General features: G+C 69.6%; 15 protein-coding genes and 1 pseudogene. 8 read left to right on the top strand and 8 right to left on the bottom strand.

The genetic code is table 11. From position 1 onward, the window contains the following. Positions 1 to 2: 2 nt before the first annotated feature. Together rsgA and bcp are read left to right on the top strand one after the other, a co-directional pair. Positions 3 to 1,064 (top strand): ribosome small subunit-dependent GTPase A, encoded by a 1,062-nt coding sequence (gene rsgA, locus ASG45_RS06880; RefSeq protein WP_055834612.1) that lies wholly within the window; start codon positions 3 to 5, stop codon positions 1,062 to 1,064. Beyond that, a complete protein-coding gene (gene bcp / locus ASG45_RS06875; protein ID WP_055834609.1) occupies positions 1,061 to 1,534 on the top strand; it encodes a thioredoxin-dependent thiol peroxidase in 474 nt (157 codons plus the stop codon). The genes rsgA and bcp overlap by 4 nt, the downstream gene beginning before the upstream one ends. A 69-nt stretch (positions 1,535 to 1,603) precedes the next feature. On the opposite strand, the gene ASG45_RS06870 is transcribed toward bcp, so the two are convergent. After that, a complete protein-coding gene (locus tag ASG45_RS06870) occupies positions 1,604 to 1,987 on the bottom strand; it encodes a hypothetical protein (protein ID WP_055834606.1) in 384 nt (127 codons plus the stop codon). A 211-nt stretch (positions 1,988 to 2,198) separates the two neighbouring features. Here ASG45_RS06870 and ASG45_RS06865 point away from each other — a divergent pair, with 211 nt between their 5' ends. Next, positions 2,199 to 2,447, top strand: coding sequence for a WhiB family transcriptional regulator (locus ASG45_RS06865; protein WP_013583608.1), 249 nt, complete (start codon positions 2,199 to 2,201; stop codon positions 2,445 to 2,447). 80 nt (positions 2,448 to 2,527) lie between these two features. Here ASG45_RS06865 and ASG45_RS06860 read toward each other — a convergent pair whose 3' ends face one another. Beyond that, positions 2,528 to 4,024 (bottom strand): sensor histidine kinase, encoded by a 1,497-nt coding sequence (locus tag ASG45_RS06860; protein ID WP_055834603.1) that lies wholly within the window; start codon positions 4,022 to 4,024, stop codon positions 2,528 to 2,530. Positions 4,025 to 4,271: 247 nt separating this feature from the next. Between ASG45_RS06860 and ASG45_RS06855 the strand changes: the two genes are divergently transcribed. The 4 genes and pseudogenes from ASG45_RS06855 to ASG45_RS16465 all read left to right on the top strand — a co-directional run bounded on the left by ASG45_RS06855 (position 4,272) and on the right by ASG45_RS16465 (position 6,296). Next, positions 4,272 to 4,553: a helix-turn-helix domain-containing protein gene (locus ASG45_RS06855; protein WP_055834600.1), complete on the top strand. Its 282-nt coding sequence runs from the start codon at positions 4,272 to 4,274 to the stop codon at positions 4,551 to 4,553. Positions 4,554 to 4,704: 151 nt separating this feature from the next. Continuing rightward, the gene (locus ASG45_RS06850; protein WP_055834597.1) at positions 4,705 to 5,136 is read left to right on the top strand and encodes an Rv3235 family protein; all 432 of its coding nucleotides are present in this window, start codon (positions 4,705 to 4,707) and stop codon (positions 5,134 to 5,136) included. A gap of 169 nt (positions 5,137 to 5,305) precedes the next feature. Continuing rightward, positions 5,306 to 5,710: pseudogene (locus ASG45_RS16470) on the top strand (virulence RhuM family protein); the annotation flags it as partial. 253 nt (positions 5,711 to 5,963) lie between these two features. Beyond that, entirely contained in the window at positions 5,964 to 6,296 is a 333-nt protein-coding gene (locus ASG45_RS16465) for a type II toxin-antitoxin system death-on-curing family toxin (RefSeq protein ID WP_200943406.1), read from the top strand. 33 nt (positions 6,297 to 6,329) lie between these two features. Here the strand turns inward: ASG45_RS16465 and ASG45_RS06840 are convergent, their stop codons facing one another. Both ASG45_RS06840 and secA read right to left on the bottom strand, forming a co-directional pair. Further along, on the bottom strand, positions 6,330 to 7,556 hold the full coding sequence (locus tag ASG45_RS06840) for a pyridoxal phosphate-dependent aminotransferase (RefSeq protein ID WP_055834591.1): 1,227 nt from the start codon (positions 7,554 to 7,556) through the stop codon (positions 6,330 to 6,332). A gap of 121 nt (positions 7,557 to 7,677) precedes the next feature. Beyond that, positions 7,678 to 10,476, bottom strand: a complete 2,799-nt coding sequence (secA, locus tag ASG45_RS06835; protein WP_055834588.1) for a preprotein translocase subunit SecA — start codon at positions 10,474 to 10,476, stop codon at positions 7,678 to 7,680. Between the two features lie 184 nt (positions 10,477 to 10,660). Here secA and ASG45_RS06830 point away from each other — a divergent pair, with 184 nt between their 5' ends. Continuing rightward, positions 10,661 to 11,971, top strand: a complete 1,311-nt coding sequence (locus ASG45_RS06830; protein ID WP_055834586.1) for a hypothetical protein — start codon at positions 10,661 to 10,663, stop codon at positions 11,969 to 11,971. 134 nt (positions 11,972 to 12,105) lie between these two features. On the opposite strand, the gene hpf is transcribed toward ASG45_RS06830, so the two are convergent. From hpf to mtrB, 4 genes are all read right to left on the bottom strand, one after another. Continuing rightward, complete coding sequence (hpf, locus tag ASG45_RS06825; protein WP_055834583.1) at positions 12,106 to 12,768, bottom strand: ribosome hibernation-promoting factor, HPF/YfiA family; 663 nt, start codon at positions 12,766 to 12,768, stop codon at positions 12,106 to 12,108. Positions 12,769 to 12,861: 93 nt separating this feature from the next. Beyond that, entirely contained in the window at positions 12,862 to 13,539 is a 678-nt protein-coding gene (locus ASG45_RS06820) for a ComF family protein (protein WP_055834580.1), read from the bottom strand. A 98-nt stretch (positions 13,540 to 13,637) separates the two neighbouring features. Next, positions 13,638 to 15,296, bottom strand: coding sequence for an LpqB family beta-propeller domain-containing protein (locus tag ASG45_RS06815; RefSeq protein ID WP_055834578.1), 1,659 nt, complete (start codon positions 15,294 to 15,296; stop codon positions 13,638 to 13,640). Then, complete coding sequence (gene mtrB / locus ASG45_RS06810) at positions 15,293 to 16,978, bottom strand: MtrAB system histidine kinase MtrB (protein WP_055834576.1); 1,686 nt, start codon at positions 16,976 to 16,978, stop codon at positions 15,293 to 15,295. Before mtrB ends, ASG45_RS06815 begins: the two co-directional genes overlap by 4 nt. Between the last annotated feature and the right edge of the window lie 5 nt (positions 16,979 to 16,983).

Here is a 16,983-nt window from a genome sequence, read left to right as displayed (position 1 = left end):
GCGTGAGCTGGCTCGACGACAGCGACGACGACGACGACCTGGAGTACGACGAGTCGTCGATCCGAACGCGCCCGAACCCGAAGGCCAACCGGCCGCGCACCAAGCGTCGACCCGCGCACGCCGACGCGCAGATCGCCCGGGTGCTCGGCGTCGACCGCGGCCGCTACACCGTGTTGATCGACGAAGACGGGCCCGACGAACGACGCGTGCTCGCCACGCGGGCGCGCGAGCTGCGCAAGCAGCCCATCGTCAACGGCGACCGGGCCCGCGTCGTCGGCGACCAGTCGGGTGACGAGGGCACCCTCGGGCGCATCATCGGTCTCGAGGAGCGCACGTCTCTGTTGCGCCGCAGTGCCGACGACACCGATCAGGTGGAGCGGGTGATCGTCGCCAACGCCGACCAGATGCTGATCGTCGTGGCCGCCGCCGACCCCGAGCCCCGCGAGCGCCTCGTCGACCGCTATCTCGTCGCGGCCCTCGACGCCGGCATCCGTCCCCTGCTCGTCGTCACCAAGACCGACCTCGCCGACCCCACCGAGTTCCTGTCGCACTTCGACGGCATCGACCTGCGCGTGTTCACGAGCGCGCAGGGGGCGATGCCCCTCGACGCCATCGGCGAAGCCATCGCGGGGCACTCCACCGTCTTCGTCGGTCACTCCGGCGTCGGCAAGTCCACCCTCGTGAACGCGCTGACAGGTTCGGAGCGAGCCATCGGTCACGTCAACGTGGTCACCGGACGCGGGCGGCACACCTCGTCGTCGGCGGTGTCGCTGCGCTACCGCGGTCCCGCGGGGTCGGGGTGGGTCATCGACACCCCGGGCGTCCGCTCCTTCGGCCTCGGCCACGTTAACCCCGCGCACGTGCTGGGGGCCTTCACCGACCTCGCCGAAGCCGCCGAGGAGTGCCCGCGCGGCTGCACGCATCTTCCCGATGCGCCCGACTGCGCGATCGCCGAAGCCGTGGCATCCGGTCGCCTGGGTCCCGGGGCTGCGGCGCGCCTCGACTCCCTGCATCGCCTGCTGACCACGTTCCAGGCCATCGAGCGTTCTAGGCTGGAGGGGTGACGAACCTCGCGAAGGGCGACACTGCGCCCGATTTCACCCTGCTCGATCAAGACGAGCACCCCGTCTCGCTGAGCGACTTCCGTGGCCGCCGCGTGATCCTGTACTTCTACCCCGCGGCCCAGACTCCCGGCTGCACGACGCAGGCCTGCGATTTCCGCGACAGCCTCGCATCGCTTCAGGGCGCCGGATACACCGTGCTCGGCCTCTCGCGCGACCTGCCCGAGAAGCTGCGGGCGTTCCGCGACAGCGACGGGCTGACCTTCCCGCTGCTGAGCGACGCCGACCACACGGTGCACGAGGCCTACGGCGCGTGGGGCGAGAAGCAGAACTACGGCAAGACCGTCACCGGTGTGCTGCGCTCGACCTTCGTGATCGACGAAGAGGGCACCATCACCGAGGCGCTCTACAACGTCAAGGCCACCGGCCACGTCGCGCGTCTGCGCAAGACCCTCGGTCTCGCCGCCGCCTGACCCGCGCTGCCACGACCCCGTCCCGCTCCGGCGGCGGCGGGGTCTTCGCGTGGGTGCCGGGCGGAGCGCTCAGGACTCGTCGTCGCGCCGGCGCGGCGCCGAGGCCCGCACCGCGAGCACCAGCAGCACCAGGCCGATGACCCCGGGGACCGCGATGAGCAGGGCGATGCCCGGCGCCGCCCACTCCCCCGTGATCGCACCGATCGCGACCGACAGGATCAGCAGCTGGGTGACGATGCCGCCCGAGCGCCCGGCCGACACGTCGCGCGCGGTGGCGACGGCGAAGGCGCCGACGATGGCCGCGCCGATGACGGTGAGCACGATGAGCGCGAGGGAGCTGACGATCGAGTCGGTGTCACCCCCGAGCAACGCCACGATCTGCCAGCCGGCGAGGGCCAGGATGCCGACGGCCTCGAGAGCCAGAAGAGCGGCGGCCGTGAGACGAACAGGCATCGAACAGGCCCTCCCGACGGCGCAGCGGCGCCGTTACGTTCCGGAAACCTACCGGTTACCTCTTGATCAGGCGGAAACGCTATGGGAGCATGGAACAAGCCGTGTGCTCCCACAGCGAAGTGGGGCGAGCAATCGCTCGCGTTCCCACCAGGGTACCGGACCCGAATCTCGGTGCCGAATCGATCATTTTTCTGTTACAAGGAGCACCCCTATGGATTGGCGCGACAAAGCAGCCTGCCTGACCGTCGACCCCGAATTGTTCTTCCCGGTCGGAAACACCGGCCCCGCGGTCGACCAGATCGAGAAGGCCAAGTCGGTCTGCGCGCGCTGCACCGTCACCGAGGTCTGCCTGCAGTACGCCCTCGAGTCCGGTCAGGACTCGGGCGTGTGGGGTGGCCTCAGCGAAGACGAGCGTCGCGCCCTCAAGCGCCGCGCCGCGCGCGCCCGCCGCGCCTCCTGACGTCGTCGCCGAGAAGGCCCATCCCTCTGGGGTGGGCCTTCTCGGCGTTTCGGTCCGACCCGCGCGCCCTCGGCCCGAGCTCAGACCGACGAACCACCGATGTAGCGCAGCGGGATCTCGATGGTCACCTCGGTGCCGCTGCCCATGAGCGTGTGCCAGTCGATCGTGCCGCCGAGCTCTCCCTGGATGAGGGTGCGCACGATCTGCGTGCCGAGGCCGCGACCCACCTGACCCTCGGGAAGGCCCACTCCGGTGTCGCGGACCTTCACCTCGAGCATCTCGTCGCCGCGCTCGGCGGCGATCTCGACGTCGCCCTCCTGCCCCGCGAGCCCGTGCTCGACGGCGTTGGTCACGAGTTCGGTGAGAGCGAGGGCGAGCGGCGTGGCGAACTGGCTCGGCAGCGTGCCGAACTTGCCGGTGCTGCGGGTGCGCGCGCGGGTGTTGGGCGCCGCCGCGACCTCGGCCACGAGCTTCAGCACCCGCGCGAAGACGTCGTCGAAGTCGACGTTCTGCGCCAGCCCCTCCGAGAGCGTGTCGTGCACGACGGCGATCGCCGAGACGCGACGCATCGCCTGGCTGAGGGCGTCCCGGGCCTCGTCGGAGTGGGTTCGACGAGCCTGGATGCGAAGAAGCGAGGCGACCGTCTGCAGGTTGTTCTTGACGCGATGGTGGATCTCGCGGATCGTGGCGTCCTTGGTGATGAGCTCCTGCTCCTGGTGGCGGATCTCGGTGACGTCGCGGCTGAGCACGATCGCGCCGATGCGCGTGCCGCGGTCGCGCAGCGGGATGGTCCGCAGCGACACCTGCACGCCGCGAGCTTCCATGTCGGCCCGCCACGGAGCCCGGCCGCTCACGACGACGGGGAGCGACTCGTCGACGTCTTGGCGCTTGGCGGGGAGGATGCGCGCGGTCACCTCGGCGAGGGACTCGCCCTCGAGCTCGTCGTCGAAGCCCATGCGGTTGAACGCCGACAGCGCGTTGGGGCTCGCGAAGGTCGTGATGCCGTCGACGTCGAGGCGGATGAGGCCGTCCGAGGCGCGGGGCGCTCCACGCCGCGGAGCGGTGGGGGCGGTCAGGTCGGGGAACTCGGCGGACGAGATCATTCCGAAGAGGTCGTCGGCGCAGTCGTTGAAGGTGATCTGCTGGCGGGAGGGGGTGCGCGTCTCGCCCAGGTTGGTGTGGCGCGTCAGCACGCCGACGGTGGTCACGGCGTGACCCTCGCGCGAGAGCTCGCGCACGATCGGCACGGCGCGGACGCGGGTGGGCGTCTCTTCGAACCAGTCGGGCGAGGCCGAATCCACGATGCGCCCGCTCTGGAACGCCTCGCGCACCTGCGTGCGCCACTGGGGACGTACGCGATCGCCGACGATGTCGCGGTAGAACAGCGTCGCCGCTCCCCCGGGACGCGTGTGCGCGACGGCGACGAACGAGTCGTCGGGGGTGGGTACCCAGATCACGATGTCGGCGAAGGCCAGGTCGGCGAGCAACTGTCCATCGCCGGCGAGGCGGTGCAGCCACTCCACATCGGCTTCGCTCGAGCGGCCCTGGGCGTAGACGAGTTCACTGAGTGTCGACACCCCTCCAGACTAGAGGGCTCGTCCGGCGGGACTCGCGGGGTCTTCACCGCGCCGGCGCGGGAACCCCGGGCGTGGGTGAACTCGAAGGTGAACTTCGCCAGGCCGTCTCCTTCGGGCGGGCGAAGCGACAGACCATCACCGACGCGCGGAAACGCCCGCACATCGCTGCACGGGTTACGCCGCACCTCTCGTTCGCGTCTCACGGGTGATTCTCGTGTGCCCACCGAAACGGGGACATACTGACCGGATGACGGACGCGTCCTCACCCCGCGAGCGATTCGTCCCGGCAGACCAGGTCGCTCGGACGCTGGGCTTAGGTGTCGCCGACGTCATCGCGCTCGCCCGCGAGGGGCAGCTGCGCGGCGTCGAGATCGGGGAACCGCCACGATGGCGGATCGCCCTCGACAGCGTCGACGCCTACCTCGACGAACGGAGCGAGACGGCTCGCCGGGCGGCTCTCTGGCGGCAGTCGCAGGCGGCGAGTTTCCCCGAACTGTGGGGACGCGGAGACATCCGCCACGACGACTGAACCCGCTCCGGATCCACTCCCCCTCCCCACCTCACCCTTCTCGCGTTTCGTCCACAGAGTCGACGAATGCCCCGGCGGGTGTTCTCCCGCTGGCTTACTCTCGGCCTCATCCCCCCGCTCGTTGGCGCCATTCATGACGACGGAGGGAAGCATGACGCTGCCGCTCACACGCTCGACCACGACCGGGGGCACCGCCGCCCGCCACGACGACTTCTTCAGCCCGCAGAAGACGTCGGCGGACGCCCTTCCCCCGCCCGAGACGTTCATCCGCAACATCGTGCGGGGCGTGCTCGAGGTGCTGGCCGGTGTCCGCGAGGTGGAACAACTCGCGCGCTGGCTGTCGGAGGAGGTCTACCGGTCCCTATCAGTGCGGGCGAACCTCGCGGCACGTGCCCGCAGCGCGCGGCGCGTGGCCGCCCTGCGCGATGTGCACGAGATCCGCAACGTCCATCTCTCGCAGCCCGCCGACGGGGTCGTCGAGGCCACCGTCACCGCGGCCGCCCGCGCTCGCACGCGCGCCATCGCCCTGCGTCTCGAGGGCCTCGACGGGCGATGGCGTGTGACGGCGTTGGCGCTTCTGTGACGACGGTCGATGTTCCCCTGAGGTGCCCCGACATGGGCGCAACGTTCACGCCCATCACTCTTCCGCCGTGGGCACCGTCATCCCGGCGTCGGAACCATACGCTGCACTCTCGACGCATCGGGGAGATCCCAGGCCGAGATGATGACATGCAAGGTCGCGAGCACACCGCATGACGGACGCGCAGCCGTCCGGCGAAGTGATCCTGTACCACCGTGAGGATGGTGCTCCGACCCTCCACGTCCGATTCGACGCGGAGACCGTCTGGTTGAGCCAGCAGCAGATCGCGGAACTTTTACAGACGTCACGTACGAACGTCGTCGAACACATCCAGCACGTCTACGACGAGGGTGAACTCGACGAGGCGGCAACCTGTCGGAAATTCCGACAGGTTCGCGTTGAGGGCCCACGCCGTGTAGCGCGCGAGCTTCCCTTCTACAATCTCGACGCCATCCTCTCCGTCGGCTACCGCGTGAAGATCGCCACGGCCACACAGTTCCGGATCTGGGCCACCCGACAGTTACGCGAATACCTGGTTCGCGGATACGTCGTCAACGAGCAGCGCCTCGAAAAACTCGACGCGATCGTCCACATCCTGCACCGCTCAACGGATGAACTCCTGTCCGGAGTCGCTGACGTCCTCCAGAGCTATCTCCCCGGACTCACACTCCTCCGCGACTACGACGACGGAAAGATTGACGCCCAATCGTCCGTCATGCCCGCGTGGGAACTGACCCTCGATGACGCACACCACATAGTCACGCAACTCCGCAAGGAGTTCCCCGCCGACACGCTACTCGGACGAGAAACGCGGCGACAGACTCACCGGAATCATCGCAACGCTCTACCAGAGCTTCGACGGCCACGACCTCTACCCGACCGTCGAGGAAAAGGCAGCCAATTTGCTCTACCTCGTCGTGAAAGATCATCCGCTCGTGGACGGCAACAAACGCACCGCCGCTGCCCTGTTCGTCACCTTCCTCGCCAGGAACGGCATCCTGAACAAAGCGGGCGGCACAAGGCGGACATCAAACAATGCTCTGGCGGCGACCGCCCTACTCGTTGCCATGAGCGACCCGAAGGAAAAAGACGTCATGATCGCACTCGTGACGAGAATGATCACGAGTAGTCGACGGCGAAGGCCGAGACCAGAATCTACGTAGAAACGTGCAGGAAACTTCCGCGCCCGACCTCGATCACGGCCGCCAGGACGACAAGAAGTTCCCCAACCGCTCGATCGCATCCGAGATCACACGGGCCTCCGGCAGCGTGACGATGCGCACGTGGTCGGTGGCCGGCCAGTTGAAGCCCGACCCCTGCACCAGCAGCACGTGCTCGGCGATGAGGAAGTCGTGCACGAACTTGCCGTCGTCGGGGATCTCGTACACCTCGGGGTCGAACCGGGGAAAGGCGTAGAGCGCCCCGCGGGGCAGCACGCACGAGACACCCGGGATCGCTTCGAGTCCCTGCCAGGCGGCATCCCTCTGCTCGTGCAGACGACCGCTCGGGGCGATGAGCGCGTCGATGGACTGCACGCCCGACAGCGCCGCCTGCACCGCGAACTGCGCCGGCACGTTGGGGCACAGACGCGTGGATGCCAGCAGGTTGATGCCCTGCAGGAAGCCCTGCGCGTGGTCCATGGGCCCGGTGATCGCCAACCACCCCGAGCGGTAGCCCGCGACGCGGTAGGTCTTCGACAGGCCGTTGAAGGTCAGGCACAGCAGGTCGGGCGCGACCGTGGCCATGGGGATGTGCACCGCATCGTCGAACAGGATGCGGTCGTAGATCTCGTCGGCCAGGAGCAGCAGCGAGTGCTCCCGGGCGATGTCGGCGATCCCCTCGAGCACCTCGCGCGAGTAGACCGCACCCGTGGGGTTGTTGGGGTTGATGATGACGATCGCCTTGGTGCGGGGGGTCACCTTCGCGCGGATGTCGTCGAGGTCGGGCTGCCATTCGCGCTGCTCGTCGCACAGGTAGTGCACCGGGGTTCCGCCGCCCAGGCTCGTCATCGCCGTCCACAGCGGATAGTCGGGCGCGGGGATGAGCACCTCGTCACCCTCGTCGAGCAACGCCTGCATCGTCATGGTGATGAGTTCGGACACCCCGTTGCCGAGGTACACGTGGTCGGGGTCGAGGTGGGGGAACCCGGGCTCCTCCTCGTATCGCGAGACCACCGCGCGCCGCGCCGACAGGATGCCGCGGCTGTCGCTGTAGCCGTGCGCGTTGGGGATCGACTGGATCATGTCGCGCACGATCTGATGCGGAGCCTCGAAACCGAACGTGGCGGGGTTGCCCGTGTTGAGCTTGAGGATCGAGTGCCCCTCGGCCTCGAGCCGGTCGGCCTCGACGAGGGCCTCGCCGCGGATCTCGTAGAGGACATCCTTCAGCTTCGAGGACTGGTCGAGGGGGCGTAGCGGGCTCATCGGTTCAGGATATCCCCGCCGGTATCCAGCCAATCGACACCCGGTGGACCGCTCCTGCACCTCCCTGGTGAAACGACGGATGCCGCGCCCCGACGTGGGGGCGCGGCATCCGGGGTCGTTCTTACTTCTTCTTTCCGGCGGCGCGGCGGTCGGCGCGGTTCCCGGATGCCGGCTCCTCGCCGTCGGTGCGCTGCCCGAACGCCCCGCGGGCCGCGGCCGGAGCCGCCTCGGTCGCCGGAGCGGCCGCCTGTCCGGACTGACGCAGACGGTTGGTGGCTGCCTGCTGCACCTGTCCGCGATCGTTGCGCACCTCGACCTCGCCCGCGTCGTTCGCGGCGGAGTACTCGAGGCGCTGCGTCTCGACGGGGCTGACGGTGAGGCCCTTGGCCTCGACCTCGGCGTTGTCGCCCTCGACCTTCTTCACCTCGACTTCGAGGTTGTAGAGGTATCCGACCGACTCCTCCTTGATCTGCCCCATCATCGACTGGAACATCTGGTAGCCCTCGCGCTGGTACTCGATCAGCGGGTCGCGCTGAGCCATGGCACGCAGGCCGATGCCGTCTTTGAGGTAGTCCATCTCGTAGAGGTGCTCGCGCCAGCGGCGGTCGAGCACCTGCAGCACGACACGGCGTTCGAGCTCACGGATCGCCTGCTCGCCGAGGCTCTTCTCGCGATTCTCGTAAGCGATGCGGGCGTCGGAGATGATCTCGCGCTTGAGCCCCTCGGGGGTGATGCGCCCCTTGTTCCCGCCGGCCTCGGCCACGACCTCGTCGATCGACACGCTCACCGGGTACATGGTCTTCAGCTCGGTCCACAGGGCGTCGAAGTCCCACGACTCGGTGTGCCCCGAGCCGGTGTGGTCGTCGATCACCGCGGTGATGGCATCTTCGATGAAGTGCTGCACGCGGTCGGCGATGTCGTCGCCCTGGAGCATGTGACGGCGGTCGGCGTAGATGGCCTCGCGCTGACGGTTGAGCACGTCGTCGTACTTGAGGACGTTCTTGCGCATCTCGGCGTTGCGGGCCTCGACCTGCGACTGCGCGCTCTTGATCGCGCGCGACACCAGCCCCGACTCGATGGCGACGTCGTCGGGGAAGTTGGTGCGCGCGAGGATCGCCTCGGCCGCACCCGACTGGAACAGCCGCATGAGGTCGTCGGTCAGCGACAGGTAGAAGCGGCTCTCGCCGGGGTCGCCCTGTCGACCCGAACGACCGCGCAGCTGGTTGTCGATGCGGCGCGACTCGTGACGCTCGGTGCCCAGCACGTAGAGCCCGCCGGCCTCGACGACCTTGGCGGCCTCTTCGGCGACGGTGTCGCGCGTGCCCTTGTAGACCGAGTCCCACTCCGACTCGTAGGCCTCGGGCGTCTCGACGGGGTCGAGGTTCTTCGCCTTCATCTCTTGCACGGCGAGGAACTCGGCGTTGCCGCCGAGCATGATGTCGGTTCCACGGCCGGCCATGTTGGTGGCGACCGTCACGGCCCCCAGGCGACCGGCGCGGGCGACGATCTCGGCCTCGCGCGCGTGGTTCTTCGCGTTGAGCACCTCGTGGCGCACGCCCTTCTTCGCCAGCAGGCGCGAGAGGTATTCGCTCTTCTCGACGCTGGTGGTGCCGACGAGGACCGGCTGGCCCTTCTCGTGGCGCTCGACGATGTCTTCGACGACCTGCGCGAACTTCGCCGTCTCGTTCTTGTAGACGAGGTCGGACTGGTCCTTGCGCACCATCGGCCGGTTCGTGGGGATGGGCACGACGCCGAGTTTGTAGGTCGACATGAACTCGGCGGCCTCGGTCTCGGCGGTACCGGTCATGCCCGCGAGCTTGTCGTACAGGCGGAAGTAGTTCTGCAGCGTGACGGTGGCGAGGGTCTGGTTCTCGGCCTTGACCGGCACGGCCTCTTTGGCCTCGATCGCCTGGTGGATGCCCTCGTTGTAACGGCGCCCGACGAGGATGCGGCCGGTGTGCTCGTCGACGATCATCACCTCGTCGTTCATGACGACGTAGTCGGTGTCGCGCTTGAACAGCGCCATCGCCTTGATGGAGTTGTTGAGGAACGAGATCAGGGGCGTGTTCGCCGACTCGTACAGGTTGTCGATGCCGAGGTAGTCCTCGACCTTCTCGATACCGGGCTCGAGCACGCCGATCGTGCGCTTCTTCTCGTCGACCTCGTAGTCGACGCCGGCCTCGAGGGTGCGGGCGAGCTTCGCGAACTCGGCGAACCAGCGGTTGGCCTCGCCGGATGCCGGACCCGAGATGATCAGCGGGGTACGCGCCTCGTCGATGAGGATCGAGTCGACCTCGTCGACGATCGCGTAGAAGTGTCCGCGCTGCACGAGGTCTTCTTTGCGCCACGCCATGTTGTCGCGCAGGTAGTCGAAGCCGAACTCGTTGTTCGTTCCGTAGCTGATGTCGGCCTCGTACTGCTCCCGACGCACCTCGGGGGTCTGTCCGGCCACGACGGTTCCGGTCGTCATGCCGAGAGCACGGTAGACGCGGCCCATGAGCTCCGACTGGTAGCTCGCGAGGAAGTCGTTGACGGTGATGACGTGCACACCCTCACCGGCGATGGCGTTGAGGTAGGCGGGGAGGGCCGCCGTCAGCGTCTTGCCCTCACCGGTCTTCATCTCGGCGATGTTGCCCAGGTGAAGGGCTGCGCCGCCCATGACCTGCACGTCGTAGGGACGCTGACCCAGGGTGCGCTTGGCCGCCTCGCGCACGGCGGCGAAGGCCTCGGGCATGAGCTGATCGAGCGTCTCGCCGGCCTTGTAGCGGGCGCGCAGCTCGACGGTCTCGTTGCGCAGCTCGTCGTCGGTGAGCTGCTCGTAGTCCTCCTCGAGCGCGCCGGTCGCTTTGACCACGCCCTGCAGACGGCGGAGGATGCGCCCCTCACCGGCGCGCAGCAGTTTCTCGAGCGGATTGGCCACGAAGCATCTCCATCTGTCGGGTGCGGCGCCCGCGTGGGCACCGGCCTGCGAACAGGCATACATCGCCCATGTTATCCGTGTTACCCGTTCGTGACCTGCGAGGCGGCCGCAATCCGAAAGTCGGCACTCGCGCCCAAAGCGAACACTCGGCGACGGCCCCTACCCCGCGGCCTAGGATCGACCCATGGCCGGTTTCTGGGGCAAGAGGAAGCGCGAAGAGCAAGACGCGGCGGACGCCGATCTCGCCCGCCGGGCGGAGCTCGCGATCGTCGCCGCCGATGAGCGCGTGCGCCTCACCTCCGACGAGCTGGACTTCGCCCGCGCCGAGCTCGGCGACAAGGCCACCGAAGATCTCGCGGCCGCCCTCGAGTCGGTGCGCACGCACCTCGCCGAGGCGTTCCGGCTGCACCAGCTGAACCACGACGAGATCCCCGACACCAAAGACGAGCTGCGCACGCGCAACGCGCGCATCATCCAGCTGTCGCAGTGGGCCGAAGACCTGCTCGAGGAGCGCACGCAGGTGCTCCAGCCCAAGATCGACGCCGTGCGCCGCGCACCCGAGACGATCGCTCGCGTACGCGCCGACCGCGACCGCCTCGCCGAGCGCGTCCCGAACGCCCGCGAGGTCGTCGAGCGGCTGTCGCGCCGTTACAGCGACTCCGCCCTGCAGCAGATCGGCGGGAATCCCGAAGAGATCGAGCAGCTGCTCGACTTCGCCGTGCACACCGCCGCCGTCTCGGAGCGTCGCCGCGAGGCCGGGCAGCGCGAGCAGGCCTCGGTCGCCCTCGAAGCCGCCACCGAATCGGCACGGCGCGCGGAGTCCCTGCTCGACGCGGTCGACATGTTCGAGATCGAAGCGCTCCGCGCGGAGTCCACCCTCGCCGCCGTCGTCGAGGACTCGCGCGGCGATCTCGCCGAAGCCCGTCGCGGCGCCCAGACCCCCGCCGTCACGCAGGCCATGGCCGACCTGGAGCGTGCTCTGGCGGCACTGCCGGCATCCGGAGCCCGCACCGACCCGTTCGCGGCACTGTCGTCCCTGCGGCAGGCCAACGCCGCTCTCGACCACGCGCGCGAGCGCGCCTCACGTCCCGTCCCCTCTCAGGAACAGGTCGAGCACGCGATCGACGACGCCGACCGTCAGCTCGCCGTCGCCCGCGGCCTGATCACCGGCCACCGCGGGTGGATCGGAGCCGACGCGCGGACGCGCTTCGTCGAGGCCGAGCGGTTGCGCGCGGGACTCCCCCTGGGGCCGGTCGCCGAAGACGATCGCGAGACGGTGCTGGCCACCGCTCGCCGGGCCGGCTCGCTCGCCTCGGAATCCCTGCAGATCGCCCAGCGCGACATCGAGCAGTCCCGACCCAGTGAATGGGACGGCAGCGGGCGCGGCGGCGGTTACGGCCGCGGCGGCGGCGGAATGGGCGGCGGCAACATGGTCGGCGGCATGCTGGGCGGTCTCGTCATCGGCTCGCTGCTCGGCGACATCTTCGACGGCTGAGCACGGCCGGATCCGCTTCGCGCGGCGGATGACGCAGCTGCCGCGCTACGGGGTGCGGCTGCGCGAACCCGCGGGCCCCGCCAGACGGAGCCCCTGTCCACCCGGACCGGGGCTCCGTCATGCGGCAGGGTGCGTCAGGACGCGATCTGCTCCGCCGGTGGGGCCTGCGCGGCGAGCGCGATCACGCCGTAGTCCCAGCCCTTGCGGCGGTAGACGACGCTGGGGTGGTCGGTGCGGGCGTCGATGAAGAGGAAGAAGTCGTGGCCGACGAGCTCCATGCGGTCGACGGCGTCCTCGACCGTCATCCACTCGGCGCCGAACTCCTTCTGGCGGATGACGACGGGCGAGTACTCCGCCTCGTCGACATCGGAATCCTGGACCGGCACCTCACCGGTGGCGACGGCGCGCAGCACCTCGACGGAAGCGGGCTCGACGTCGATGCCCGCCAGTTCGCCGGTGCCTTTCTCGAAGCGTGCCCCGCGGGGGTGGTTTCGGGCGTCGACGCGCTTGTCTTTCGCGCGCCGCACCTGCTCGGAGATCTTGTCGACCGCGAGGTCGAGAGCGGCGAACTTATCGGCATCGGTGGCCTCGGCTCGGACCACCGGGCCCTTGCCGTCGAGGGTCAGCTCCACGGTGTCGTCTTCCATGCGCCCGTTGCGGTACGAGCGATGGGTGACCTTGACTTCGAGAGTCTGAGCGCGGGGCGCCAGGTGCTCGATGCGACTGACCTTCTCTTCAACCACGGTGCGGAAACGATCGGTGATACCGACTCCCACTCCGACGATGTTGGTGTCCATCAGTGACCTCCTTGTTCCGGGTTCCGCCCGGTCTAAGGGCGGAACATCCGTCGCCTTCAGTCATCCCCACGCTAGTCCGACGCCACCGCCCTGTCACGTAGCAATCACCTGCGATTCACCTTCTGATGCGCTGCGACGCGGCGTGTACGCGAGCGCGACGGCCCTCACCTCGGCGGCTCCCGCCGCTCGGAGGGCCCGCGTCGCCTCGATGAGCGTGGCCCCGGTCGTCACCACGTCGTCGACGACGACCACCCTGCGCCCGACGACGGACCGCGCGGCGAAGGCTCCCCCGACGTTCTGCTGTCGGGCGATGCGATCGAGGCCGCGCTGATCGGCCGGCGCGCGCCGCACCCGCAGCACGCGCTCCGGATGCCACCCCGCCCGACGCACCAGCAGCTCGACCGGTCGATAGCCGCGGCGTCGGAAGGCCGCAGCCGACGAGGGCACCGGGACGACGAGGGCACCGGAGACAACGGCCGCACGCAAGACATCGGCGAGAGCCGGGGCGAGATCCCGGGCGAGGGAGGTGCGACCGTCTTCTTTGAGGGCGCGCAGGACCCGCGCCGGCACCCCCGAGAACTCGAGCGCGCACAGCACGGGCACCCCCGGCCCCACCTCGCGCGGGACGGGGACGGCGGCCAGAGCCCGGCGGCATCCGGAGCACAGGGACTCATCGAGCGCGCCGCAGCCGGCGCACGCCAGCGGAAGCCAGAAGGTCAGGGCATCGCGGAGGGCCGACGAGATCGTGTCGGTGAGCGCAGGACGAGACATGCGGCCATCGTGGCGGACGCCCCGCACGGGCGCGGGGCGAGAGGCCCGAACCGTGGACGGATGCCGCACCGACCGGGCTGGGGAGAAGCCGCGCCCGCTCAGGACGTGGTGCCCTGCTGCGCCGCCAGCACCCGGATGTTGGAGGCCACCAGGGTCCACGAGCTTCCGCGCCGACTGTAGAGGCGCCCCTGATCGTCGAGCACGCGGACGCTCGTGCTCCCCGCGGCGAGCGTTCGCGCCCCCTCGGGCGCCTGCGCCTCGGTGCCGCGACCGCCCACGCTGAGCTCGCTCAAGCGGCTGACACCGTCGACCGACGAGAGGACGCCGATGGTGGTGTCGTCGAGCCACGCGAGGTCGAACGCCCCCTGCTGCGAGAACGACAGCACGTGCGGCGGACCGAGGTCGATCTCGCCCGCCGAGCGCAGGATGCCGGCGACCCACACCTCGCGCGCACCCGACACGGTGACGATGGCCGCCACCCTCGTACCATCACGGGAGATCTGCATCGCGGTGATCTCGGAGGCATCGGGCCACGCATTGCCGACGTCGCGGGGAACCCCTTCGGGCGTGATGACGTGCAGCTGCGCGGGGGCCGCACTCGGCACGCTCCAGATCGCTCCCTCGGCGTCGATCGTGGGGGCGATGAGGCCCGGGCGGTCGTCGAGCAGGAACGTCCGACCGTCGGCGAGCGCACTCGCCACCGTTCCCTGCTGCGTGCGCACCGCCGCCAGGCTGCGGTCGGCTTCGAGTTCCACCATCGTCGGCGCCAGGGACTCGATCGCGTCGGACAGACCCGGGATCGACTCGACCTGGTCGCCCGACAGGGCGCCGAACACGCCGAGCGAGGTGAGCACCGCCGGCGAGGGATCGATGCGCGTCACGCGCACGGCGACCTCGGAGGCGGTGACCGGGGTGCCCTCCACCGTCATCTGCACCTCGCTGATGCCGGCCGACGACAGGCTGCGCGCCAGCTGCGTCTGCATGCGGTCGAGGGTCGTGCGGTCCAGACTCAACGCCGCCCGCGGCAGTTGTACCTGGGCGACGCCGCCCGACGACAGCGTCACCGAGCGCCCCACGAGCGACAGCTCTTCGGGGAAGGCGTTGCGCACGGCGCCCGACAGCCACGAGCTCGGCTGACCGTCGACCAGGGCCGTCGCGACGCGGCTGGCCACCAGCGCACGGGGGAACCATCGCACGTCCGGGACGATGAAGCTCCACGTCGGGTCGAAGTACGCGATGGATGCCGACTGGTAGACCGTCGGGAACACTTCCTCGTACAGCACGACCCCGTCGGGGGCGGAGGTGATCCGCCACTGGCCGTCGACCTGCGCGAGGGCGAAGGACAGGGTCTGGGCGCTGCCCGTGGCGGCCGGGGCGTAGGCGCCGTCGGCATCCACCCCCGCCACCGTCGACAGCGACACCGTCACCACCGTGCCGTCGGCGGAGGGTGCGGCGCGGCGCGCGGCGAGCGTGTCGATCGTCACGCGGGCGCGGGGGTCCCAGGTGGCACCGGGCGAGAGGAACAGCTTCGCGGTCGCCCAGTCGTCGGCCGGCCCCGAGCCGGCGCGCAGGAATCCCTCGACGATCTCGGCCGGCGACGCGTCGTCCTGCGGACCGTCGGGCACGAACGCGAACGCCTGCGCGTCATCGCTCTGCGGGCCGCGCCCGGGGTTGACGTACCCGGTGGTCGGCAATCCGGTGCACGCCGTCAGGGCGAGTACGAGAGCGAGGCTGACGAGGGCCAGGGCGCGTCTCACGGCATCCTCCCGAAGGTCGAGCGGTTGAGCGAGATGGGCTGGGTGAGCCCCAGCGCCTCGAGGGCGCCGCCCTGCTCGTCGTCGGGGACGAGAGGCAGGGGCGAGGCGCCCGCGGGTCGTCCGTCTCGGGGCAGGGTGAGCACGAAGTTGGATCCGCGGCCCGGTTCCGACCACACCGCCAGGGTGCCGCCGTGCAGCCGCGCGTCGCCCAGGGCGATCGACAGGCCCAGACCCGTGCCGCCGATCGTGCGCACCCGCGACGGGTCGGCCCGCCAGAACCGGTCGAACACGCGCTCGACGTCGTCGGCCTTCATGCCCAGACCGAAGTCGCGCACGCCGAGTGCCACGGCGTCGCGGTTGCTGTCGACCGAGACGACGATCGGCCGCCCCTCGCCGTGCTCGATCGCGTTGCCGAGCAGGTTGCGCACCACGCGCCGCACGCGGCGGGCGTCCATGTCGACGGGGGTGTACCCGCCGGGTGCGACCAGGCGCACGTCGGAGCCGTGCCCTTCGGCGAGCTGCTCCATCGAGAGGATCACGTCTTCGGCGAGGTGGGCGAGGCTCGTCGCCTCGAGCTCGAGCTGCACGGAGCCGGCGTCGTACCGGCTGATCTCGAGCAGGTCGGTGAGCAGCACCTCGAAGCGCTGCACCTGCGCGTGCAGCAGCTCGGCCGCGCGTCCCGTGACCGGATCGAACTCCTCGCGCTGGTCGTTGATGATGTCGGCGGCGAGGCGGATCGTCGTCAGCGGCGTGCGCAGCTCGTGCGAGACGTCGGACACGAAGCGCTGCTGCACGAGCGAGAGGTCGGCCAGCTCCTTGATCTGCGACTCGATGCTGTCGGCCATGGCGTTGAACGACCGGTTCAGCGTCGCCAGCTCGTCTTCGCCGCGCACGGGAAGACGCACGCCCAGATCGCCCGCCGCGAGCTTCGCGCTGGTCTCGGCGGCATCCGCGATGGGCGTGGTGATCGAGCGCAGCACGAACCACGCGATCGAACCGATGAGCACCACCAGGATCAGACCCACCACCCACAGCAGCACCTGGACGAACGCGAGGGTCTGCGAGGCGCTGATGAGGTCGTACCCCATGTACAGCTCGTAGGAATCGACCCCGTCTTCGGCCGGGAAGCGCAGTTGATGACCGACCAGGATGCCGGGAACGTCACGGCCCCCGTCGGAGGGCAACGCCACCGACTGCCACCACTGCAGATCGGGACTCGACTGCACCTGTTTGCGCAGCGCGTCGGAGACGAGGCCCGACTCGAACGCGGGCGAGATGAACGGCTGCGGCGCCAGGGGCGAGGGCGGACCGATGCGGTACAGCGCGATCAGATCGCTCGAGGACTGCTGCGACAGCCGCGTCGCGATGCCGTTCATGAGCGTCTGCGCCGCGGCCGGATCGGTCGAGTCGACGGCCGCGTCGAGCGTGGCCTGCGCCGACGCGGTCGCGCGCTGGGCCTCGAGGAGCACCTGGTCCTTGCGGGCGGTGAACAGCTCGTTCTGGATGACGAGGGCCATCGCCACGCACGTGACGAGGATGGTCACGGCGGTGAGGGCCACCGTGATGAGGATCGTGCGGAAGCGCAGGGAGCGTCGCCACAGCGTCGCCAGGCGATCGCGGACCGCCCGCCAATCGCGCCAGCTGCTGACCCGCGGCGGGAGCGTCCGCACCGCGCCCGTCATCGCGC

The sequence above is a fragment of the Microbacterium sp. Leaf436 genome (assembly GCF_001424715.1).
In the GTDB taxonomy this organism is placed as follows: Bacteria; Actinomycetota; Actinomycetes; order Actinomycetales; family Microbacteriaceae; genus Microbacterium.
Note: the sequence above shows the minus strand (reverse complement) of the source record. Positions and strands in the feature narration are given on the sequence as shown.

What these genes read in the sequence shown, in the direction of transcription:
- ASG45_RS06870 (WP_055834606.1), bottom strand. Translation starts at nt 1,987, where the DNA reads ATGCCTGTTCGTCTCACGGCCGCCGCTCTTCTGGCTCTCGAGGCCGTC.
- ASG45_RS06865 (WP_013583608.1), top strand. Translation starts at nt 2,199, where the DNA reads ATGGATTGGCGCGACAAAGCAGCCTGCCTGACCGTCGACCCCGAATTG.
- ASG45_RS06855 (WP_055834600.1), top strand. Translation starts at nt 4,272, where the DNA reads ATGACGGACGCGTCCTCACCCCGCGAGCGATTCGTCCCGGCAGACCAG.
- ASG45_RS06850 (WP_055834597.1), top strand. Translation starts at nt 4,705, where the DNA reads ATGACGCTGCCGCTCACACGCTCGACCACGACCGGGGGCACCGCCGCC.
- ASG45_RS06840 (WP_055834591.1), bottom strand. Translation starts at nt 7,556, where the DNA reads ATGAGCCCGCTACGCCCCCTCGACCAGTCCTCGAAGCTGAAGGATGTC.
- ASG45_RS06830 (WP_055834586.1), top strand. Translation starts at nt 10,661, where the DNA reads ATGGCCGGTTTCTGGGGCAAGAGGAAGCGCGAAGAGCAAGACGCGGCG.
- hpf (WP_055834583.1), bottom strand. Translation starts at nt 12,768, where the DNA reads ATGGACACCAACATCGTCGGAGTGGGAGTCGGTATCACCGATCGTTTC.
- ASG45_RS06820 (WP_055834580.1), bottom strand. Translation starts at nt 13,539, where the DNA reads ATGTCTCGTCCTGCGCTCACCGACACGATCTCGTCGGCCCTCCGCGAT.
- mtrB (WP_055834576.1), bottom strand. Translation starts at nt 16,978, where the DNA reads ATGACGGGCGCGGTGCGGACGCTCCCGCCGCGGGTCAGCAGCTGGCGC.